Here is a 20735-nt window from a genome sequence, read left to right on the forward strand (position 1 = left end):
GCGTGAAAGGTCCTGACGCTAGACTCGAGCGCATCCTGGCGACCCTGGCACTGGTGATCATCGGTCTCATCAGCCTGGTCAATGTCGTGGTGCGTTATATCACCGGGGGCTCTTTTGCCTTCACGGAAGAGTTCTCAGTATTTCTGTTGGTGCTGCTGACCTTTGCAGGAGCTTCGGTCGCGTTGCGTTCTCACCGTCATATTCGCATTGGTCTGCTCGAGAGAGCCTTGCCCGAGCGAGGCCGCCGCGTGCTGATCCTGTTTCAAGGCGTGTGCGGGGTCGTGGTGCTGGGCCTGATTACCTGGTTTGGGGGAACCATGACTTGGCAGGAATATCAGTGGCAGACTCTGTCCCCCGGTCTTGGCTTGCCGCAATGGTGGTACTTGATATGGCTACCGTTGATGTCGGCATTGATGCTGCTGCGCCAATGTCAGGTAACCTTCGACCTGTGGCGTGGGAGGCTCTCTGATGACACCTGATCTGTGGATGCTGGTGACCTTCCTCGCTTTTCTGCTGGTCGGGGTACCCGTGGCCTTTTCCCTGGGGCTTTCCGGGGCGGTCGGTATCATTGCCGGACTGCCGCCAGCGATGCTGTCCACCTTGGGCACCAATACCTACAACAGCATCGCCAAGTACCCCTTGATTGCGATTCCACTGTTCATTCTCACGGGACTGATCTTCGAACGCTCCGGTGTGGCGGCACGTCTGGTGCGATTTGCCCAGGCACTGATTGGTCCTCGTCATGGTGGCCTTGCTGTGGTGGCGGTGCTGGTGTGCATGATCATGGGGGGCATGAGCGGTTCCGGTCCTGCCGATGCGGCAGCCGTGGCCATGGTGATGTTGCCCAGCATGGCCAAGGCCGGTTATCCCAAGCCGTTTTCGGCCACGTTGATCGCCGCTTCGGCCTCCACGGCCATCCTGATACCTCCCTCCGTGGCACTGATCCTGTATTCCATCGTGGTGCCCGGGGTGGACTTGCGTGCCCTGTTCGCTGCCGGGTTGTTCCCTGGAATACTGGCAGGCCTGTCGCTGTTGATACCCGCTCTGTGGTTGTCTCGTCGTCGTGGTTGGGAGAAACCGGATGGTGTCGAGCGCCCTCCCTTGGGTGAGAGCTTTCGCCAGGCCATACCGGCTCTCTTTGCTCCGGTGCTGATTCTGGGCGGCTTGCGCAGTGGCCTGTTCACCCCGACAGAAGCGGCGGTGGTGGCAGTGGCCTATGGCGTTGTCATCGGCTTGTGGTGGACCAGGGAGCTGTCGCTAAGGGATCTGTGGGCACTGCTTGGCGAAGCCGCCGTAATCTCCGGCATCGTGATGCTGATCATTGCCTTGGCAGGCATTTTTGCCTGGGCCGGTACTATGTTGGGTACCTTCCGTCATCTGGCGGAATGGGTGATTGGCCTGACGGATAACGGCGCACTGCTTCTGGTGCTGGTCATGCTCGCGGTACTGGCTGCCGGCATGCTGTTGGATGCCATTTCGATCTACTTGATCATGATGCCGATCCTGATTCCGGTGATGCAGCACTTCGACTGGAATCCGGTGTGGTTCGGCATTCTGCTGGCCATGAACATTGCCATCGGCCAGTTTACCCCGCCGGTAGCGGTGAACCTGATGGTGACCGCGGAAGTGGCCAGGATACGTCTGGAACAGACAGTGGGATGGGCGTTGTTGTTCGTCTTTGCCATGGGCTCGGCCCTGGCAGTCGTTGCGCTGTTTCCGGAAATTGCCCTGTGGTTGCCCAGAGTGCTGGGCTATAACGTCTGAATGTGGTGACTGACCGCCGTAGATGAAGCGTGAGGAAGGCCTCCTTCCTCACGCTTATTGCATGTTACTGATGTACCAGGTTCTCCAACCACTGCTGATACAATCTCCAACTGGCATCATCAAACAGGACAAAGCGTACCAGCTGAATGTTGGGGCATGAGGGGAGGGCAGTCAGCACGCTGCCCAGAGCGATTTCTGTCGCTTCCAGCAATGGATAGCCAAAAGCGCCGGTGGAAACAGCCGGGAAGGCGATGCTGGTGACAGCGTTGTCTTCGGCCAGCTTCAGTGCTTCGCGATAGCAACTTGCCAGGAGCTCGTCACTTGGCTCGTCGATACCGTAGACCGGCCCCAGACAGTGGATCACGTAGCGATTGGGAAGTCGAAATGCGGGAGTGATGACCGCCTGACCTGGATGGATAGGCGCCAACGAGCGACCGGCCTCGGCAAGCTCCGGCCCGGCTGCTCGATGCAAGGCGCCAGCAACGCCTCCGCCGCTCAACAATTGAGCGTTAGCGGCATTGACGACCGCATCGATATCCGCTTGTGCGGCGATATCTCCTTGAATGCATTCAATCAGAGGAGGCTGGGTATTCATCTCGATACTTGCTCATGCCGAAGTGCGCCAGCACTCATGGAAGAAATGTGTTCAGGGTAGTCCATTTGTCGGAAAGCCGTGATTGTGCCATCTATCAGGCTGGCGCGTTTCGGGCCAGCCGCTATGCTCTGATAACAGAGATGAGCAAAAGAAGGTGAGCAAAAGGTAATAACTACGAGCAAAAGGTAATAACAACAATAGTGAGCTGCTGTGTCCTTGAGATCACTCTGATTGACTTGGCACAAAAAGAAAAAAATTAACGCCCACTAAACGTTACCCACGGCTAGACTCTCCGCCTTGATGGAAAATCCGTGCGCCATTCCAGTACGTTTTCCGCTAAAGTAGCAGGCTGCGAGTGCCTTGCCGGCCCAGAGAGCGTTCGGTGAGACTCGCTTAATGTCAATGAATAATGTCAGAGAGGTGTGACCATGAAGCGCCATGCTTTCTTCACCGCTGCCGTATCCGGTGCCATTCTGGGAGCTGCGATGTTTGCATCCCCGGCCATGGCTCAGGACGACAATAAGTACATCACCATCGGCACTGGTGGCCAGACCGGCGTTTATTATGTCGTCGGCCAGTCCGTTTGTCGCTTCGTCAACCGCAACGCCGAAGAGACTGGTATTCGTTGTAACGCACCGTCCACCGGTGGCTCCGTTGCCAACGTCAACGGCATCCGTAGTGGCGAACTGACCCTCGGTGTTGCCCAGTCGGATGTGCAGTACCAAGCCTACAACGGCACAGGTGATTTCGAAGGCAAGGCCTACCCGGAACTTCGTTCCATCTTCAAGCTGCATGGTGAACCGCTGACTTTGCTGGCCCGCGCCGATTCAGGCATCGAGACACTGGATGACCTGGAAGGCAAGCGTGTCAACATTGGCAACCCGGGCTCTGGCCAGCGCAACACCATGGAAGTGGTGATGGACGCTAAGGGCTGGACGACCGACACCTTCTCCCTGGCTTCCGAGCTGGATGCTGCCGAGATGGCCTCTGCCCTGGCTGACAACAATATCGATGCCATGGCCTATGTGGTTGGTCACCCCAACGGTGCCATTCAGGAAGCCACGACCACGGTCGATTCCCGTCTCATTCCGCTGAATGATGACACCGTCAAAGGCATTGTCGAGGAGCACCCTTACTACACCATGTCCACGATTCCTGGTGGCCTGTACAAGGGCAACCCGGATGATGTCGAGACCTTTGGTGTAGCGGCGACCCTGGTGACCTCGGAAGATGCTGATGAGGAACTGGTCTATCAAACGGTCAAGGCGGTATTCGAGAACTTTGACCGCTTCAAGAAGCTGCATCCGGCCTTCGCCAATCTGGAACCTGAGGACATGATTTCCGAAGGTCTGTCTGCACCGCTGCATGCCGGTGCCGAGCGCTATTACCGTGAACAGGGCTGGATCGAGTAAGTTATCGAGCTGCCTTTATTCAATGGTTGCGTCATTACTGCGCGGCTTCCCTCTGGGCGGCCGCGCAGTCCGTTCATCCACCCTCACAAGAGCAAGGCACGCTTATGACTGAGGACAACAAACAGGCCGCGAGAGCTGATGTAGACCTCGACGAGATGGTCGCATCAAGTGATTCCGGAGCGCGCAAGCCGGTCGGCGCTCCAGGAAAACTGCTGGTAGGTGTAGCGGCAGTGTGGTCGCTCTTTCAGCTGTGGATTGCATCCCCGCTTCCCTTCATGGCGGGGTTTGGCGTGTTCAATGCCACTGAAGCACGTTCTATCCACCTGGCCTTTGCCCTGTTTCTGGCCTTCATGGCCTACCCGGCAACCAAACGTTCGCCGCGGGACCGCATTCCATTGCAAGACTGGATAATGGCGATCATCGCCGCCAGCGCTGGGGCCTATATGTTCATTTTCTATGAACAACTATCCCATCGCCCTGGTTCACCTATCTTGCAGGACGTCATCGTCGGTGTGATTGGCATCCTGCTGCTGCTCGAGGCGACTCGACGAGCTTTGGGGCCGCCTCTGACGATCATCGCTTCGATCTTTCTGATCTATTCCCTGGCCGGTCCCTGGATGCCGGGCATTCTTGCTCATCGTGGGGTCAGCCTTTATGGCCTGATCAACCACCAGTGGCTGACCACTCAGGGGGTCTTCGGTATTGCCCTTGGGGTGTCGACCAGTTTCGTGTTCCTGTTCGTCCTGTTTGGTGCCATGCTCGACAAGGCTGGCGCGGGCAACTATTTCATCAAAGTGGCCTTTTCGATGCTGGGCCACTATCGCGGCGGCCCTGCCAAGGCGGCTGTCGTGGCTTCCGGCATGACCGGCCTGATTTCCGGTTCTTCCATTGCCAATACGGTGACAACCGGAACCTTTACCATTCCGATGATGAAACGGGTAGGGTTCTCGGCTGAGAAGGCCGGAGCCGTGGAAGTGTCTTCATCGGTCAATGGCCAGATCATGCCTCCTGTCATGGGTGCTGCAGCCTTCCTGATGGTGGAGTATGTCGGCATCTCTTATGTGGAAGTGATCAAGCACGCTTTCATTCCAGCACTGATCTCTTATATCGCTCTGGTCTATATCGTTCACCTCGAGGCGTTGAAGGCCAATATGCAGGGCCTCAAGAGCACCAACCCGCCCAAGCCGCTGGTACGCAAGCTGATCGGCTTCCTTGGTGGCTTGTTGTTGATGATGGTGGCCGCCCTGGTGGTGTATTACGGACTTGGCTGGCTGAAGCCGGTATTGGGCGATGCAATGCCGTGGGTAGCTGCCGTGGTTCTGGCTGCGATTTATGTCGGTTTGCTCAAGCTGGCTTCGCACTATCCTGAGCTGGAGCTCGATGACCCCAACGAGCCAGTGTTCACGCTGCCCCAGACCCGGCCCACGGTACTGGTAGGGCTGCAGTACATTCTGCCGGTGCTGGTGTTGGTGTGGTGCCTGATGGTCGAACGGCTGTCGCCAGGACTCTCCGCTTTCTGGGCGACGGTCCTGATGATCCTCATCATGATCACCCAGCGCCCGATCACGGCATTTTTCCGTGGGCGCAGCAATTTCTCGGCAGATGTACGCGAAGGTTTTCTGGATCTGTGGGAAGGTCTGGTAGCGGGTGCCCGCAACATGATTGGCATCGGTATCGCGACAGCGACAGCGGGCATCATCGTTGGTGCTGTCTCCCAGACGGGGGTCGGCCTGGTATTGGCGGATGTCGTGGAAATCCTGTCCATGGGCAACCTGATGCTGATCCTGCTGTTGACGGCAGTCCTCAGTCTGATTCTTGGCATGGGCCTGCCCACCACCGCCAACTACATTGTCGTGTCGGCCTTGCTGGCACCGGTCATTGTCCAGCTCGGTGAACAGAATGGCCTCTTGGTACCGCTGATTGCCGTGCACCTGTTCGTGTTCTATTTCGGCATCATGGCGGATGTGACACCACCGGTGGGGCTGGCATCGTTCGCTGCGGCGGCGCTATCTGGCGGCGATCCTATTCGCACCGGTTTCCAGGCTTTCTACTACAGCCTGCGTACTGCTGCCTTACCGTTCCTGTTCATTTTCAACACAGACCTGCTGCTGATTGATGTCTCACCATTGCAAGGGGTGCTGATCTTTATTGTGGCGACCATTGCCATGCTGATCTTTGCTGCGGCCACTCAGGGCTTCATGATCACTCGTAACCGCTGGTACGAGAGTATTCTGCTGCTGCTGGTGGCGTTCTCTCTGTTCCGTCCTGGTTTCTGGATGGACATGATCCACGACCCTTACGAAAGCATTCCCCCGGCCCAGTTCGTCCAGGCTCTGGGAGAGGCTGACAGGGAGACACCGTTGCGCCTCAAGGTACGTGGAGAGGATGCCTACGGTGATGAAAAGGTCACCTACATGACGCTGCCGGTGCCAGAGGGCAATACGGGAGAAGAACGTCTGGAAAACCTGGGTCTCGAGCTATTGATCGAAGATGACAAGGCGATCGTGGACATGGTGACGTTCGGCAGTGAAGCGCAGGAAATGGGCTTCGACTTCGATCAGCAGATCGAGGAAGTCCTGGCGCCGGTATCGCGTTGGCCCAAAGAACTGATCTGGTTCCCGGCACTGGCTGTCTTCGGATTGGTGGTGTTGCTGCAACGTCGGCGTCGCAGCCACCAGCAAGCGACAGGCGCCGAGGCCTGAGGAGGGAATGCCATGTACGAGAAGATACTGCTTTCCGTGGATCTCAATGAAAAGGAGTCCTGGGAGAAGGCATTGCCGGTGGCAGTGGCGCTGTGTCGCACCTTTGGTGCGTCACTGCATATTGTCACGGTATTACCGGACTATCGCATGCCGATGGTAGGAGCTTACTTTCCACCGGACTTTGCTGCCAAGGCGCACGAAAGCGCCAAGGAAGCCCAGCAGGTGTTCGTCAAGGACAACGTGCCGGATGATATTGAAGTCAATACCGTGCTGGCGGATGGATCGCCCTGGGAGAGCATTCTCAAGGCCAGCAAGAAGCTGAAAGTTGACCTGATCGTCATGGCCTCCCATACCAAGCGCAAGTTTGTCGATCATGTGATTGGACCCAATGCGGAACACGTGGTCCATCACAGCAAGATCTCCGTAATGATCGTGCGCTGATCCTCCGGTGCTGCCACTGCCCCCAGACTGAGTCATGCCCTCGGCCTGGGGGCTTTCATTTTGTGTTATCACTGTCCTGGACACGATGTTGAGCTTATTGCAGTTCAACTGGGCTGATGACTGTGCGAGCATATTGGCTTTGCTCCCGCCTCGCTGAAACAGGTATTGGCTGGGGATATCAGCGGGTGAGAATCAATGGGACGAGTCACGTCATGTTAAAACGTATACTTCTTTGGAGTGTGGCCTCCGTGCTGATGACGGCAACGCTCCTTGCCTCGGCTCAAATGTCTTCAAAGAGGGAGAACGATCTACTGCCTGTTCCATCAGGGCAAGTGATCCTGAAGGTCACCGGTAATATCGATCATCCCAATGTGGGGGATGAACTATGGCTGGATCGAGCAATGTTGAACTCTCTGGAAGGCCGCACTCTGGTGACGGATACACCCTGGCATCGCAAGGCCAATGTCTTCAAGGGGCCCCTGTTACGCAGCGTGCTGAATGCTGCTGGCATTGAATCCGATTATGTCGTGATACATGCCCTCAATGGGTTTGCCGCCGAGATCCCAGTGACGGATATCGATCACTATGATGTGATTCTGGCCATGACCAGCAATGGTGAACCGATGGCGATCAGGGACTTTGGTCCCTTGTTCGTGCTTTATCCTTTCGATGAGTACCCCGAGTTGAACAACAATGAGGCGATCCGCTTTCGCTCCGTGTGGCAGGTGGACTCTATCGAAGTCCCTGCTCCTTGATAGGGCATGCTGAGAGCGTGGGAATGTCGCCCATGCTCTCAAGGAGCGAGGATAAGTCAGCCATTCCCGGCAGGAGAGAGCACTGGTGCAGAAATATCCGCTGCGATTGAAGATCAGTGCAGTTGCTGCTCTGGCTTTTTTTACCGCTGCCATGGTGCTGATCGGGCTTTCTCTGTGGCGCCACGATAACTTGAAACATGGCCTGGGTGAGAACGTTACCTGGCATGCTTACAAGCTCGATCGGGATACGGTAGTGCTGCGTCACCAGCTTCTCCGTGATGGGCTCGATGAGGCGGCCTTGAAGCGCTTCCGCCTTGGTTTCGAATTACTCTACAGCAAACTCAACCTGTTTCAGGGTGGTGAGAGTCGCAAGATGCTGCGAAGCTCTGCAACGGCAGCACGCTTGCTGGATGAAATCGAGTTTCGTCTCAACGCGATGGACGATGAGATCGAACGACTGGATCATCTGGACGCCAGGACGGTCTCGGTGATTGGGCAGCAATTGGCCGAACTGAGCCAGCCCACTGAACGTCTGATCATTGCCATCAATGAGCATCTGGCCAATACCGCCTATAAAGAGCGTCTGCACCTGCAGCGCATGTACATGTGGTTGATGGCCTTGATTCTTGGCATGAGCCTGGCCGGGGTTGTGATGTTGATGGCCCTGCTGCGCCAGGCGCGCGACAATGAAGCGTCACGCCAAGCATTGGAAATACTCAGTGCCGAACTGCAAGTCAGTGCCCGTCAGGCACAGTCGGCCAGCCAGGCCAAGTCGGACTTTCTGGCTACGGTCAGTCATGAGATACGCACACCGCTCAATGGCGTCATTGGCATGAGTGAATTGATGCGCGAGCAGCCACTGCCAGAGCGAGCTCGTCATTATTCCGACACCATCCACGACAGTGCCTACAAGTTGATGGGCCTGATTGACGACATCCTTGATTTCTCCAAGATCGAGGCCGGGCGCATGGACCTGGATATTCAGGCTGTGGAACTCAAGCCCCTGGTCGATGATGCCATTGCCCTGTTTCTTCCCAGGGCGGAAGCCAAGGGTATTTCCCTCAGTGCCGAGCTGACCCAGGATCTACCACGCTATGTCCGTTGTGACGCAGGGCGCTTGCGTCAGGTTCTTCTCAACCTTCTGACCAATGCCATCAAGTTCACTCAGGTGGGCAGCGTGAGGGTATTGGTCAGGAAAGGATATGATGATCAGGTGCTGTTCGAGGTCATCGATACCGGAAGAGGGATCGATGAAGCGTTGCTGAGTCAATTGTTCGAGCCTTTCCGTCAGGGAGGTCCCAGCATCGTTCGGCGCTACGGTGGCACAGGGCTTGGCCTGGCAATCTGCAAGCGTCTTGTCGAGGCCATGGATGGCAAGATCGGTGTCGAAAGCAGTGAAGGGCAAGGCAGTCGTTTCTGGTTCGAACTACCATTGCAATCATGGGAAGCTCCCTCTGCACAGGGGGAGGTGTATGCACCGGGAGAGCCCTCAGCCGGTGTGAACGAACCCTCAGCCGGTGTGAACGAGCCCTCAGCAGGTGTGAGCGAGCCATCAGCCAGTAGAGAAACACCGGTTAGCTTGGCCAATGCCAAGTCTTCCATGACCCGTGCGGGGAAACCTGTATCCAGCAAACCTGACATCGACAAGGATGATGCGCTACCTACTCATCCCGCCGATGGTGAAGTCACTCACTCCACCGATGGGGAAGCCTCTCTGGCCGCAGGTCTGCCCAGCGCCAGGGAAACGTCACAGCCAAAGGCGCTGGGTGAAGTCGAACTGCTGGTCGTGGAAGATAATATGGTCAATCAGGAAGTGGCTCAGGCCATGCTGGAAAGCCTGGGATGCCGGGTAAGTCTTGCTGCTTCTGGGCAGACAGCGCTATCGCTGTGTGAACAGCGACGCTTCGACCTGATCCTCATGGATATCCAGATGCCGGACCTTGATGGCCGCGAAGTAACGCGGCGGCTGAGAGCACGCGGGGACTGGTGCGCCAGCGTCCCCATCGTGGCCATGACGGCCGGTGGTGCCATGTACGATCAGGCAGAATGCCATGCCTCGGGAATGGACGACTATCTGACCAAGCCGATTCTGAGGCATGACCTGTCGGCGCTGCTTCAGCGTTATCTCTTCGACACGGTAATGGAAGTGCCCGCAACGCCAACCATGGGCTCGGTACTGGACACGGAGACCCTTGATTCCTTGCGTGGTAGCCTGGGGGATGAGCAATGCAAGAGCCTGGTGCAGTTGTTCCAGCAACAGGTGGAAGAGCGATTGCCGATGATTGTCCACGCCGCAGAGCGGCATGATGCTTCCGAACTCGGGCGTCTGGCGCATCAGCTCAAGGGCGAGTCCGCAGGCATTGGTGCCGACGCCATGGCGGCGACTGCAGAACTGCTGGAGCGCCGTGCCCGGGAAGGGCGTTGCGAGGATACGACCGACTGCCTGGAACGATTACCTCGCTTGCTCAAGGAAACCATGGCGGCCTATGAGCGGGCTTTCCAACAGTAAGTTGCGACAGAGCTACGGACCGCCTCTGGCGGTCATGTATTTCCCCAGCCTCATGCCTTCCTGCTCATGCATTCCTGGAGGTCACGCAGTGGCTACCGGTGGCAGGCGCCAACGTGGGTGGCGAGGTATGACCACGCGCTGTGGTCGGTACTCACCATTGATCGCTTCCATGGCCAATGCCAGTGCATGCCGGGCAATCGTTTCATGATCCTGTACGGCCGAGTTCACCGGCAAGGGCAGGAAATCCAGCAAGCGGTTGTCGCCGAAGCTGGCCATGGCCAGGCGAGAGGGCAGACCTCCCTGGGCCAGCAGTGTGTCCAGCACCCCTTCGAGCAGCGTATATGAGGCGGTGATCAGGGCATCGGGCAAGCCGTTATGCTCAAGGTAGTCACGGAAGAGACGGGCTCCTTCCTCGCGAGCATAATGCTCGGCGCTGAGCAGTGTGCACTCCACCTCGTGGCCAGCATTGGCCAGCGCGGCCTCGAAACCGGAACGGCGCTCGCTGGTGATGGACAGGTGTGGTACAGCATCCATCCACAGGACCTGCTTCACTTTCGGCCCGACGACCGAACGGGTCAGCCGTTGTGCAGCTTCTGCGTCGTTGCTGACGACACTGGCGAAGCGCTCTGCTGCCAGGCCTCGGTCCACGGCAATGATGGGTAGACCGCTGTCCATCAGCTCGGAGTAGAACGTATCGGTTTGCGGCAGGCAACTGGCGACGATCAGCGCTTCGCAGCGCTGGGCGCGCAACGACAAGGCCAGTTCTCGCTCACTGTCAGGCCTGTCATCCGAGCCGACGATCAGCAACTGATAGCCTTGCGCACGAGCGCCTCGTTCCAGGTGCTTGGCCAGGCGAGCATAACTGCTGTTTTCCAGATCCGGAACGATCAGACCGAGGATACGGCTGGAACCACGCCGCAAGGCGGCTGCCTGGGCATCCACGCGGTAACCGTGCTCCCTGACCACCGCCATGACCCGGTCGATGGTGTCCTGGCGAATACGTCGCTCCTTGGCCTTGCCATTGACGATATAGCTGGCCGTGGTACGTGAAACACCAGCCAGTCGCGCGATCTCGGCCAATGTCATGACATCTCCTTTATTCAGCGCTTCCTGAAGTTGCCCCTGCGGCGTTAGCGGCATTACTTGCTGCCTGGCAGGCAGTTGCGCCCACTGGCAACGCATTCTACCTGCTTATGGACATGCTGCACCCTGCGAAAGTTGTAGCAAGCTTGCCTTGCCATGATCGGAGAATCGTATCAGCATTTGAATAATAGTAAGTGACACGATTCAGCATTTTGCCAAATACCTTGATACTCAAGAGGCCACTGGGTGAGGAATATCATCTCGCACAGCAAGGTCCGCCGGAGAATCTCTTATGTTGACGCTCAGCTCCAACGATATTGTGCTCGGTTGTCAGGCCGAGACATGGCAGCACGCTCTGGATGCGGCTTTCGATACCCTCAGCGCTGCCGGCCTGGTCGATCAAGGCTATCGCCAGGGCCTGAGTGACCGTGAGGCTCAGTCCTCTACCTGGCTAGGCAATGGGATTGCTATCCCTCACGGTACTCCCGAAAGTCGTGACGCTGTTCTCAGCACCGGTGTCCGGGTGCTTCAGTTCCCCAAGGGGATTGAGTGGCATGACGGTAACCGAGTGCATGTGCTGGTGACCATTGCCGCCCAGAGCGATGAGCATCTGGATATCCTGCGCAGCCTCACTCATGTACTCGATCAGGAAGGCATTGCCGAACGCCTGGCCAGCGCAGAGAGCGCCGAAGCCGTTGCCGAACTGCTGTCCAAGCCTGTGGTTCAGGCTCGTCTGGATCGTGACACCCTGTGTCTGCGTCATGACGCCAAGGACTTGCTCGATCTGGGCCTGGCAGGCGCGCAGCGACTTCGTCGCCTGGGTCTGGTGGATACCTCCTTTGTATCTGCACTGCTCGAACAAAGGCCGACATCTCTGGGAAAGGGGCTGTGGCTCTATGCTGTCGAGCAAGGTGTCCAGGCACCCGGACTTGCCGTGGTGACGCCTTCTACGCCCATCCATGAAAGCGAGGCACCGGTGGAGATGGCGTTGTGCTTTGCGGCACAGGGAGAGGCCAGCCGTTCATTGCTGAATTCAGTGCTGTCGCTGCTGGATGCTGATTCGTCTCCGCGGGAATGGGACGCCGAGCAGGTATTGGCCTGCCTGGCCGGAGAAACCAGTGGCACGACCAGCCGCCGGGTAAGGGTTCTCAATGCCCATGGTCTGCATGCACGCCCGGCCAAGGTCCTGGTGCAGAAGGCTCGGGACACAGGAGTGCCGATACAGGTACGTCTGGCGGAAGGCAATGGCCAGCCGGTCTCGGCATCCTCTCTCACCAAGGTCATTGGCCTTGGTGCCCGTCGTGGTCAAGAACTGGTGTTCTCTGCCCGGGGAGAAGGGGCTGATGCGTCGCTGGATGTGCTGGTTGCCGCTGTCACTGATGGCCTGGGTGAGCAGGTCGTTCCATTCGAGGAAGGCCGTGCCCCCAGAATGCAATCGGACACGGCCCAGGCCGAGCGTCCGAGGGCTCCTGAGCCCAATACTCCCATCATGGCGGTGGCGGCTTCTCCGGGCCTGGCCGTTGCGTCGCTGTTCGTGCTGCGTACGCCTGATTTTTCCTATCCCGAAACGGCCAGTGATGCAGCAGAGCAGCGCCAGCGTCTGCGTTCGGCTGTGGAAGAAGGAATCGCCCAGTTGCAGGCTCTCGTTGCAGGTACCGCTGGCGGAGAAGTGGCAAACATCCTGTCGATGCATCAGGAGATGCTTTCGGATCCTGAGTTGATCCAGGCGGCGGAAGAGGGCATCAACGAAGGGCAGTCGGCAGAGGCGGCCTGGTGGCAGGCGATCGATACGGCAGCCAGGGCCCAGGAGCAACTGGCCGACAGACTGCTGGCGGAACGGGCAGCAGACCTGCGTGATGTGGGCCGACGCGTACTTGGCGTGCTATGCGCCGTAGAGCTACCGCAGCCACCGGATAGCCCATACATTCTGGTGACCGATGACATTGGCCCTTCTGATGTGGCGCGCCTGGACACTCAGCGTGTACGAGGGATTCTCACTGCTCGGGGCGGTGCCACCGCACACAGTGCGATTCTCGCCCGGGCCCTGGGGATTCCGGCTGTCGTAGGAGCGGGTGCCGGGATTCTGTCCCTGGAAGATGGTGGTGAGCTGCTGCTCGATGGTGAAGGTGGGCAGATCGTGATCGCACCATCGGCGCAGCGTCGTGAGCGCTTTCTCAAGCGTATGGCAGAGCGTGAGCAATTGGCGGCCAAGGCATGGGATGCCCGCTACGAGCCAGCTCAGACCCGCGATGGTGTCAGGGTCGAGGTGGCCGCTAACCTCGGCAACACCGCGCATGCTGGAGACGCTGTCTCTCGCGGGGCGGAAGGGGTTGGTCTGCTGCGCACGGAATTCCTGTTCATGTCGCATGCTGACATGCCGGATGTGGAAACCCAGGAGAAGGAATATCGTGTCGCCCTGGATGCCCTCGACGGGCGCCCACTGGTGGCTCGTACCCTCGATGTCGGCGGTGACAAGCCGTTGGCATACTGGCCTCTGCCCCAGGAGGACAACCCTTTCCTTGGCCTGCGTGGCATTCGCTTGGCTCTGACTCGCCCTCAGGTATTGCGTGACCAGTTCACCGCCCTGATCCGTGCTGCCAATGGCAGGCCACTGCGCATCATGCTGCCCATGGTCAAGGATGTCGCCGAATTTCGGGCTGCCAAGGTGATTTTTGACGAGGTGGTTGAAGAGCTAGGCGCCGTGCTCGACGGCGACACTTTGCAGCTGGGAGTGATGATCGAGATTCCTTCCAGTGCGCTCCTGGCCCAGACCCTGGCCCAGGACGTGGACTTCTTTTCCATCGGCACCAACGACCTGACCCAATACACCCTGGCCATCGACCGTGGGCACCCTGAGCTGTCTGCTCAGTCCGATGGCCTGCATCCTGCGGTACTGCGCCTGATCGAGCTGACCGTCAATGCCGCCCATGCCCATGGCAAGTGGGTGGGGGTATGCGGCGAACTGGCCAGCGACCGCCTGGCGCTTCCGGTGTTGCTGGGGCTTGGTGTCGATGAACTCTCTGTCAGTGCTCGTCAGGTCCCCATGGTCAAGGAGCGCATGCGTGGCTTCGACATGCAACAGGCCCGTGAACAGGCTCGTCAGGCACTGGAGCAGTCCACGGCAGAAGCGGTACGCGACATGCTGGAGAGCCTCTCATGAAAGTGATGACGATTTCTCCCAATCCTGCCCTGGATCTTTCGATATCCCTGGACCAGCTTCGTCCCACGGAACTGAACCGGGCGCAGTCCATCGAGCTCCAGGCTGCCGGCAAGGGCGTCAACGCGGCCAGGGTCCTGATAGCTCTGGGCCATCAGGTAACGGTCACTGGCTTTCTTGGTGCTGACAATGATGCCCCTTTTGTCAGGGCATTCGCGGACATGGGGGTAGCAGACAGCTTTCTGCGCATTCCGGGAGCCACTCGGATCAATACCAAGCTGAGCGAAGCGAATGGCAACGTCACCGATATCAATGCACCGGGGCTCAAGGTGGATGAGCATGGTTGGCGGCGCCTGATCGAGCATATCGAAGCCCGCCTGGCCTACGAGCGTCCAGATGTTCTGATGATCGGCGGTAGCTTGCCTCCGGGACTTCCTCCCGCGGCGATGGGCAGCATGGTGAAGCGCCTGCGGGCCTATGGCGTGCCGCTTTGGGTGGATACCAGTGGTGCGGCGCTGAACGCCGCCGTAAGTGCCGGGGCCAGTGCGGTCAAGCCCAACCGAGAAGAGCTGGCTGAATGGGCGGGGCAGCCGATCGATGATGAGGGCGCACTGCACCAGGCAGCGCTCTCATTATATGGTCAAGGCATTGAAGAGGCCGTGATATCCGATGGCGCAAGGGGGGTGACCTGGGTCAGTGCCCGGGGTGTATGGCAGGCCTTGCCGCCCAAGGTGGCTGTCGCCAACACCGTATGCGCTGGCGATACCCTGTTTGCTGCCATGCTGCATGCCGTGTTGTCAGGCATGAGTCCTGACGAGGGATTGCGTCTGGCCACGGCGCTATCTGCCGAAGCTGTTCGCCACGTAGGTGTTGGCGATATGACAGCCAGTGATTTTTCCGACCTTCTTGATGACACCAGGGTGCGTCGTCTCAATGACGTCGTGGCCGGGGGAGCACTCGCATGAATGTGATATTGATCAGCACCTGCCCCAATGGTACTGCCACGAGTTATCTGGCAGTGGAACGTCTCAAGCCGGCTGCCGAGGCGCTGAACTGGCACATTGATGTGGAGCTGCATTCGAGTCTGGCCAAGGTCGAGCCCCTGTCGGCCAGTGCCATCAAGGACGCGGAGCTGGTGATTGCCGTTGGGGAACAGATTCCTGATGCAGGCCGTTTTGCTGGCAAGCGGCTGTATCGAGCTAGCCTCCAGGAGGTGCTGCCCGAACCTGAGGCCTTTCTCCAGCGTGCCAGCCGCGAGGCGGAGGTTTTTACCGGGGATGCTTTTTCCGGGGACGCTTCCCCAGCGGTTGCCAAAGGCTCGCAAGACACTGACAGCAAACTCAACATTGTCGCCGTGACCGCTTGTCCCACCGGTGTTGCACATACCTTCATGGCAGCCGAGGCCCTGGCGGAAGCCGGGCGTAGTCTGGGCCACAAGGTACGAGTGGAAACCCAGGGCTCGGTAGGCGCTCAGGATCAGTTGAGTGACGCAGAGATCACGGCCGCGGATCTGGTCATCCTGGCCTGTGACATTGAAGTCAATGCAGACCGATTTGCTGGCAAGCGCATCTACCGCACGTCCACGGGCAATGCGTTGAAGAAGTCACGTCAGACCATAGAGGCTGCTGCTGCTGAAGCTCAGGTGGAAGATGCGGGCGCCACAGACCAGGCTGGCGGGCGGTCCGAGGCCGCCAAGAGCTTCAAGGAAAAGGGCGTCTACAAGCACTTGTTGACCGGGGTGTCCTTCATGCTGCCCATGGTGGTGGCTGGTGGCCTGCTGATCGCTCTGTCGTTTGTCTTCGGTATCAAGGCTTTCGAGGAAGAGGGCACCTTGGCTGCCGCCTTGATGCAGATCGGTGGAGGCACTGCCTTCAAGTTGATGGTCCCGGTACTGGCTGGTTATATCGCCTATTCCATCGCTGACCGTCCCGGTATTGCTCCCGGCATGATCGGTGGCCTGCTGGCGGCAGATCTCGGTGCGGGGTTCATCGGCGGCATTCTGGCTGGCTTTCTCGCCGGTTACACTGCCAAGGCCATCGTGCGCTATGTCAAACTGCCGCCAAGCGTGGAATCACTCAAGCCGATTCTGATCATTCCTCTATTGGCCAGCCTGGTGACGGGACTGGTGATGATCTACATCGTCGGTACGCCGGTGGCGGGTATCCTGAGCACATTGACCGCATTCCTCAAGAGCATGGGATCCACCAACGCCGTACTGCTGGGCGCATTGCTCGGTGCCATGATGTGCTTCGATCTTGGGGGGCCGGTCAACAAGGCAGCCTATACCTTCGGTGTGGGGCTGCTGGCTTCGGAAACCTATGCTCCCATGGCCGCGATCATGGCGGCGGGCATGGTGCCTGCCATTGGCATGGGCATCGCGACCTTTGTCGCGCGCAGCAAGTTCGCGGTTGCCGAGCGCGAAGCGGGCAAGGCCTCATTCGTCCTTGGTCTTTGCTTTATTACGGAAGGGGCTATTCCCTTTGCGGCCAAGGACCCGCTGCGGGTAATTCCTGCCAGTATGCTGGGTGGCGCTCTGACGGGTGCCTTGTCCATGCTGTTTGGCGCGCAACTGATGGCGCCGCATGGTGGCATATTCGTGCTGCTGATTCCCCATGCCATCACCCCGGTGGTGTGGTACCTGCTGGCTATCGTTGCGGGGTCTGTCGTGACCGGGCTGGGTTATGCCGCGCTCAAGCGCAGCGAAGCCGCACCCATGGCAGTGACCGTCAACAGCTGAGGCATGAGCCCTGGTAAATCAGCATGCCCATGAAAGAGGCATGGGCATGCATTGATGCTCCAGAAAGAAGATGACCCTTATGGCCTGACAGATTTGTCAGGCCTTTTTTTATGCGTAACAACACCGTTACGTAGATGATTTCTCTGCATTTGGCTTATATGTCAGAAAAATATTTGAATATCTTTGTTGCATGGCATAATGGCGCGCATATTGCAGTGCAGTAAATACACAGGGCCATATCTGGTCTACCGAGGCGGTTGGCAGGCGACTGTCAGTCATCTTGCTCCGACATGCCTTGGCAGCATTTCCTATCCGGAAGTGATGCCGGGCCTGGATGCGACGAGGAGATCCCTATGTCGACACAACCCGTTACCTTGATGGTGGCTCGCCGCGTAGCTCGTGGGCGCTACCAGGACTTCATGCACTGGCTGGACGAGGGCAGGGAACTGGCTGCCGATTTCCCCGGCTACCTGGGATCCGGAGTTCTGGCGCCGCCGCCTGGCGACGACCAGTATCAGATCATCTTCCGTTTCCAGGATGACCGGACCCTAGCCCGTTGGGAACACTCGGCATCCCGTCGGGCATGGCTGAACCGTGGAGCAGGGCTGTTCGAGTCGCCTCAGGAACAGCGAGCAACTGGCATCGATGGATGGTTTTCCGCGCCGGGCCCGCGAACGCCTCCGCGCTGGAAACAGGCGATTGCCATCTGGCTGGCATTCTTCCCCGTATCGCTGCTGTTCCAGTTCATATTCGGAGAAGCCCTGGCCAGCTTGCCACTGGTACCGCGAACCCTTGCCAATACCCTGATGCTGACCCCCGTGATGGTGTTCTTCTTCATTCCCTTGGTAACACGCCTGCTGGCTCCCTGGTTGCAGGCCCAGCCTGGACGCAAGTGGCGTCTGCGGGTCAGGAGAGGATGACACAGCAGCCGCAAGGGGGAGTACGCCTACTCAGATGGTCGCGTTGAGGGTCCTTCGCACTCCTGACAGGATGAGCATCATGATCCTTCAGGAGTCCTTGTATGGCGCAATCCCGAGCCAAGGCGCTTTCCCGGTTGCCATTGGAACAAGGTGTCCGTATCGCCGTCAGCCGCAGTCATGATCCACAGCAAGTCGCGCAGGAGCTGCGCCAAGCGCTGATGCATCCCGATCTAGGTTTCGTATTGTTCTTCGTCAGTGCGGAATACCCACTCGACTCCCTCGGTGAGGCCTTGAATGCCGCATTTGGCGAGACCCCGCTGGCGGGCTGTACCACAGCAGGAGAAATTACCCCGGCGGGCTATGAGCGTGGCTGCATCGTGGCCATGGGGTTTGATAGCCATCACTTTGGTGTGGCTGCCACGCTGATCGACGAACTCGATAGTGTGACGCTGGAAGCCGCCCAACGCCGGGTCGATGGCCTGGTGCAGGAAGCCCGCCGACGCTTTTCCGGTAGCGGTGGTGAAACCTTTGCCTTGACCCTGCTCGATGGGCTTTCGGCCAGCGAGGAGCAGGTATTGGCGATCCTGGATGCTGCCCTGGGAGGCATCCCGAGTTTTGGCGGTTCTGCTGGTGACGATAACCACCTGGCGCATACCCATGTCTTTGCCGGTGAACGCTTTCACAGTGATGCTGCCGTGGTCGTGCTGATCACGACCCATCACCCCTTTGAAGTGTTTTCCGCCCACCATCTGGTCTCACGGGGTGAAAAGCTGGTCGTGACCCAGGCAGACCCTTCGGCCCGCCGCGTTGTGGAGCTCAATGCCCTGCCAGCAGTGGAGGAATATGCACGCTTGGTCGGGTTGCCAGTTGAAGCCTTGAACGAAGGGGTGTTTGCCCGTCACCCACTGGCAGTGAAACTGGGCGATGCCTGGTTCGTGCGTTCGATCCAGAGTGTCAATGCCGATGGCAGCCTGAGCTTCTATTGCGCCGTGGAAAACGGCATTGTGCTCACGGCCATGCAGGCTGTCCCGCAGCTTGATGCCCTGGATGAGACCATGGCGGGGTTGGAAGCTCGCCTGGGGCGCCCAGGGCTGATCATTGGTTGCGACTGCTTCCTGCGCCGCCTGGAACTGGAGTCGCTGGGCTTGATCGAGGAAGGTTCTCAGCGTCTGGCCGCTGCCCGAGTGATAGGCTTCAACACCTATGGCGAACAGCATCACGGCATGCATGTGAATCAGACCTTTACCGGAGTGGCGATTGGACTTGCTCAGTGATGTCGCCGATGGCGAACCGAAGACCCCCCTGGAACAGCAACTGTTCGAAGAGAATCGGCGCCTGCGACGTATCTGCCAGGCACTGATGGAGAGAGTGGAGTCCGCAGGAACCGGCCGAGCCCCCTATGGCGCCTTCGAGCATGCGGTGCTGCTTGCCGAGCAGGTGCGTGAGAGAACGGATACCTTGCATCGCACTCTGGATGAGCTGGCCGAGACCAACACACGCCTGGAAGATGCGCGCCGCGAGGCGGAAGCGGCCAATCATTCCAAGACCCGCTTTCTTGCAGCGGTCAGCCACGATCTGCTGCAGCCGCTGAATGCAGCGCGGTTGTTTACCAGTGCACTGGAAGAGCTGTCACTGGACCGAAACGCGGGAACCTTGGTCACCAATATCGGGCGCTCCCTGCGGGATGTAGAGCAGTTACTGGGTACGCTGGTGGATATTTCACGTCTGGACGCTGGCGTCCTGACCCCTGATGTGGCGCCTTTTGCCGTGACTGAGCTGCTCGATGCATTGGCAGAGGAATCACGCCAGATGGCCCAGGCCAAGGGCCTGGCGTTCTCGTATGTGGCCAGCTCTGCGGTGGTGGAATCGGATCTGGCACTGCTGGCGCGAGTGATACGCAACCTGGTTTCCAATGCGGTGCGCTACACCAGCACAGGGCGGGTGTTGCTGGGCTGTCGGCGTCGTGCCGAGGGACTTGAGATAGTGGTTGCCGATACTGGCCCCGGCATTCCAGAGTCTCGCCGTGAGGAAGTCTTTCTCGAATTTCGCCGCGGGCGTGACCAGGTTTCTCGGCAGTCTCCTGGATTGGGGCTTGGTCTGGCCATTGTCGATCGCATTGCGCGTCTGCTCGATCATCCCTTGCGGCTGGCAAGCCAACCAGGACAAGGCACATTGTTTGCCCTGATGTTGCCCTATGCGCGTGTATCTCCGGCCATGGAGCCGACGCTCCCTAGTGCGGTGCCATGGCGGGGTAGTGAGTATCTGAGTGGTGCCCATCTATGGGTACTCGATAATGATGCCCGTATTCTCGATGGCATGAAGGCGTTGCTCGGTGGGTGGGGATGCCATGTCCATGTGTCCACATGTGTTGCCGAACTGGAAGAGCAATTGGCTGAAGCCGACAGAGCATGTCGGGGGATATTGCTGGTCGACTATCACCTGGATGCGGAAGATGGCGATGGCCTGTCGCTGGCGGAGCGGCTCATCCAGCACTATCCCTGGCTCATGCCCATGCTGATCACTGCCAACCGTGACGCTGCGATCAAACGACGCTGTCGTGAGCGTGGTTTTCCCTGTGTGCGCAAGCCGGTCAAGCCGCTACGCTTGCGTCAGGCTCTGGTGCATTTGCTGGAAGGGGCGAGGAACGAGTGCTCCTGAAA

At 58.7% G+C, this 20735-nt stretch carries 15 protein-coding genes; 13 read left to right on the forward strand and 2 right to left on the reverse strand.

What is annotated here, in order from left to right; translation table 11 throughout:
- Window positions 1-2 precede the first annotated feature (2 nt).
- The gene (locus tag Q1K07_RS08620; RefSeq protein ID WP_300309830.1) at window positions 3-479 is read left to right on the forward strand and encodes a TRAP transporter small permease; all 477 of its coding nucleotides are present in this window, start codon (window positions 3-5) and stop codon (window positions 477-479) included.
- On the forward strand, window positions 469-1764 hold the full coding sequence (locus tag Q1K07_RS08625; protein ID WP_300309832.1) for a TRAP transporter large permease: 1296 nt from the start codon (window positions 469-471) through the stop codon (window positions 1762-1764). The genes Q1K07_RS08620 and Q1K07_RS08625 overlap by 11 nt, the downstream gene beginning before the upstream one ends.
- A 64-nt stretch (window positions 1765-1828) precedes the next feature.
- Here the strand turns inward: Q1K07_RS08625 and Q1K07_RS08630 are convergent, their stop codons facing one another.
- Entirely contained in the window at window positions 1829-2359 is a 531-nt protein-coding gene (locus tag Q1K07_RS08630) for a macro domain-containing protein (protein ID WP_300309834.1), read from the reverse strand.
- 428 nt (window positions 2360-2787) lie between these two features.
- Here Q1K07_RS08630 and Q1K07_RS08635 point away from each other — a divergent pair, with 428 nt between their 5' ends.
- From Q1K07_RS08635 to Q1K07_RS08655, 5 genes are all read left to right on the forward strand, one after another.
- On the forward strand, window positions 2788-3771 hold the full coding sequence (locus tag Q1K07_RS08635; protein WP_300309836.1) for a TAXI family TRAP transporter solute-binding subunit: 984 nt from the start codon (window positions 2788-2790) through the stop codon (window positions 3769-3771).
- Window positions 3772-3875: 104 nt separating this feature from the next.
- A complete protein-coding gene (locus tag Q1K07_RS08640) occupies window positions 3876-6473 on the forward strand; it encodes a TRAP transporter permease (RefSeq protein WP_300309838.1) in 2598 nt (865 codons plus the stop codon).
- Between the two features lie 12 nt (window positions 6474-6485).
- Window positions 6486-6914, forward strand: coding sequence for a universal stress protein (locus Q1K07_RS08645; protein ID WP_300309840.1), 429 nt, complete (start codon window positions 6486-6488; stop codon window positions 6912-6914).
- Between the two features lie 212 nt (window positions 6915-7126).
- Window positions 7127-7669, forward strand: a complete 543-nt coding sequence (locus Q1K07_RS08650; RefSeq protein ID WP_300309841.1) for a molybdopterin-dependent oxidoreductase — start codon at window positions 7127-7129, stop codon at window positions 7667-7669.
- An 85-nt stretch (window positions 7670-7754) separates the two neighbouring features.
- Window positions 7755-10178: an ATP-binding protein gene (locus Q1K07_RS08655; protein ID WP_300309842.1), complete on the forward strand. Its 2424-nt coding sequence runs from the start codon at window positions 7755-7757 to the stop codon at window positions 10176-10178.
- Window positions 10179-10259: 81 nt separating this feature from the next.
- Here Q1K07_RS08655 and cra read toward each other — a convergent pair whose 3' ends face one another.
- Window positions 10260-11264, reverse strand: a complete 1005-nt coding sequence (gene cra, locus Q1K07_RS08660) for a catabolite repressor/activator (RefSeq protein WP_300309843.1) — start codon at window positions 11262-11264, stop codon at window positions 10260-10262.
- Window positions 11265-11553: 289 nt separating this feature from the next.
- Here cra and ptsP point away from each other — a divergent pair, with 289 nt between their 5' ends.
- From ptsP to Q1K07_RS08690, 6 genes are all read left to right on the forward strand, one after another.
- On the forward strand, window positions 11554-14421 hold the full coding sequence (gene ptsP, locus Q1K07_RS08665) for a phosphoenolpyruvate--protein phosphotransferase (RefSeq protein ID WP_300309844.1): 2868 nt from the start codon (window positions 11554-11556) through the stop codon (window positions 14419-14421).
- The gene (gene pfkB, locus Q1K07_RS08670; RefSeq protein WP_300309845.1) at window positions 14418-15383 is read left to right on the forward strand and encodes a 1-phosphofructokinase; all 966 of its coding nucleotides are present in this window, start codon (window positions 14418-14420) and stop codon (window positions 15381-15383) included. The genes ptsP and pfkB overlap by 4 nt, the downstream gene beginning before the upstream one ends.
- Window positions 15380-17155 carry a PTS fructose-like transporter subunit IIB gene (locus tag Q1K07_RS08675; protein ID WP_300309846.1) on the forward strand — a complete coding sequence of 592 codons (1776 nt, stop codon included), beginning with the start codon at window positions 15380-15382 and terminating at the stop codon, window positions 17153-17155. The genes pfkB and Q1K07_RS08675 overlap by 4 nt, the downstream gene beginning before the upstream one ends.
- A 353-nt stretch (window positions 17156-17508) precedes the next feature.
- Complete coding sequence (locus Q1K07_RS08680) at window positions 17509-18075, forward strand: antibiotic biosynthesis monooxygenase (RefSeq protein WP_300309847.1); 567 nt, start codon at window positions 17509-17511, stop codon at window positions 18073-18075.
- Between the two features lie 101 nt (window positions 18076-18176).
- The gene (gene nosP / locus Q1K07_RS08685) at window positions 18177-19349 is read left to right on the forward strand and encodes a nitric oxide-sensing protein NosP (protein WP_300309848.1); all 1173 of its coding nucleotides are present in this window, start codon (window positions 18177-18179) and stop codon (window positions 19347-19349) included.
- On the forward strand, window positions 19333-20733 hold the full coding sequence (locus Q1K07_RS08690) for a hybrid sensor histidine kinase/response regulator (protein ID WP_300309849.1): 1401 nt from the start codon (window positions 19333-19335) through the stop codon (window positions 20731-20733). Before nosP ends, Q1K07_RS08690 begins: the two co-directional genes overlap by 17 nt.
- The last annotated feature ends 2 nt before the right edge of the window (window positions 20734-20735 follow it).

The sequence above is a fragment of the Halomonas sp. genome, assembly GCF_029263665.1.
Lineage (GTDB): Bacteria > Pseudomonadota > Gammaproteobacteria > Pseudomonadales > Halomonadaceae > Halomonas.

What these genes read in the sequence shown, in the direction of transcription:
- Q1K07_RS08625 (WP_300309832.1), top strand. Translation starts at nt 469, where the DNA reads ATGACACCTGATCTGTGGATGCTGGTGACCTTCCTCGCTTTTCTGCTG.
- Q1K07_RS08630 (WP_300309834.1), bottom strand. Translation starts at nt 2,359, where the DNA reads ATGAATACCCAGCCTCCTCTGATTGAATGCATTCAAGGAGATATCGCC.
- Q1K07_RS08635 (WP_300309836.1), top strand. Translation starts at nt 2,788, where the DNA reads ATGAAGCGCCATGCTTTCTTCACCGCTGCCGTATCCGGTGCCATTCTG.
- Q1K07_RS08640 (WP_300309838.1), top strand. Translation starts at nt 3,876, where the DNA reads ATGACTGAGGACAACAAACAGGCCGCGAGAGCTGATGTAGACCTCGAC.
- Q1K07_RS08645 (WP_300309840.1), top strand. Translation starts at nt 6,486, where the DNA reads ATGTACGAGAAGATACTGCTTTCCGTGGATCTCAATGAAAAGGAGTCC.
- Q1K07_RS08650 (WP_300309841.1), top strand. Translation starts at nt 7,127, where the DNA reads ATGTTAAAACGTATACTTCTTTGGAGTGTGGCCTCCGTGCTGATGACG.
- cra (WP_300309843.1), bottom strand. Translation starts at nt 11,264, where the DNA reads ATGACATTGGCCGAGATCGCGCGACTGGCTGGTGTTTCACGTACCACG.
- ptsP (WP_300309844.1), top strand. Translation starts at nt 11,554, where the DNA reads ATGTTGACGCTCAGCTCCAACGATATTGTGCTCGGTTGTCAGGCCGAG.
- pfkB (WP_300309845.1), top strand. Translation starts at nt 14,418, where the DNA reads ATGAAAGTGATGACGATTTCTCCCAATCCTGCCCTGGATCTTTCGATA.
- Q1K07_RS08675 (WP_300309846.1), top strand. Translation starts at nt 15,380, where the DNA reads ATGAATGTGATATTGATCAGCACCTGCCCCAATGGTACTGCCACGAGT.
- Q1K07_RS08680 (WP_300309847.1), top strand. Translation starts at nt 17,509, where the DNA reads ATGTCGACACAACCCGTTACCTTGATGGTGGCTCGCCGCGTAGCTCGT.
- nosP (WP_300309848.1), top strand. Translation starts at nt 18,177, where the DNA reads ATGGCGCAATCCCGAGCCAAGGCGCTTTCCCGGTTGCCATTGGAACAA.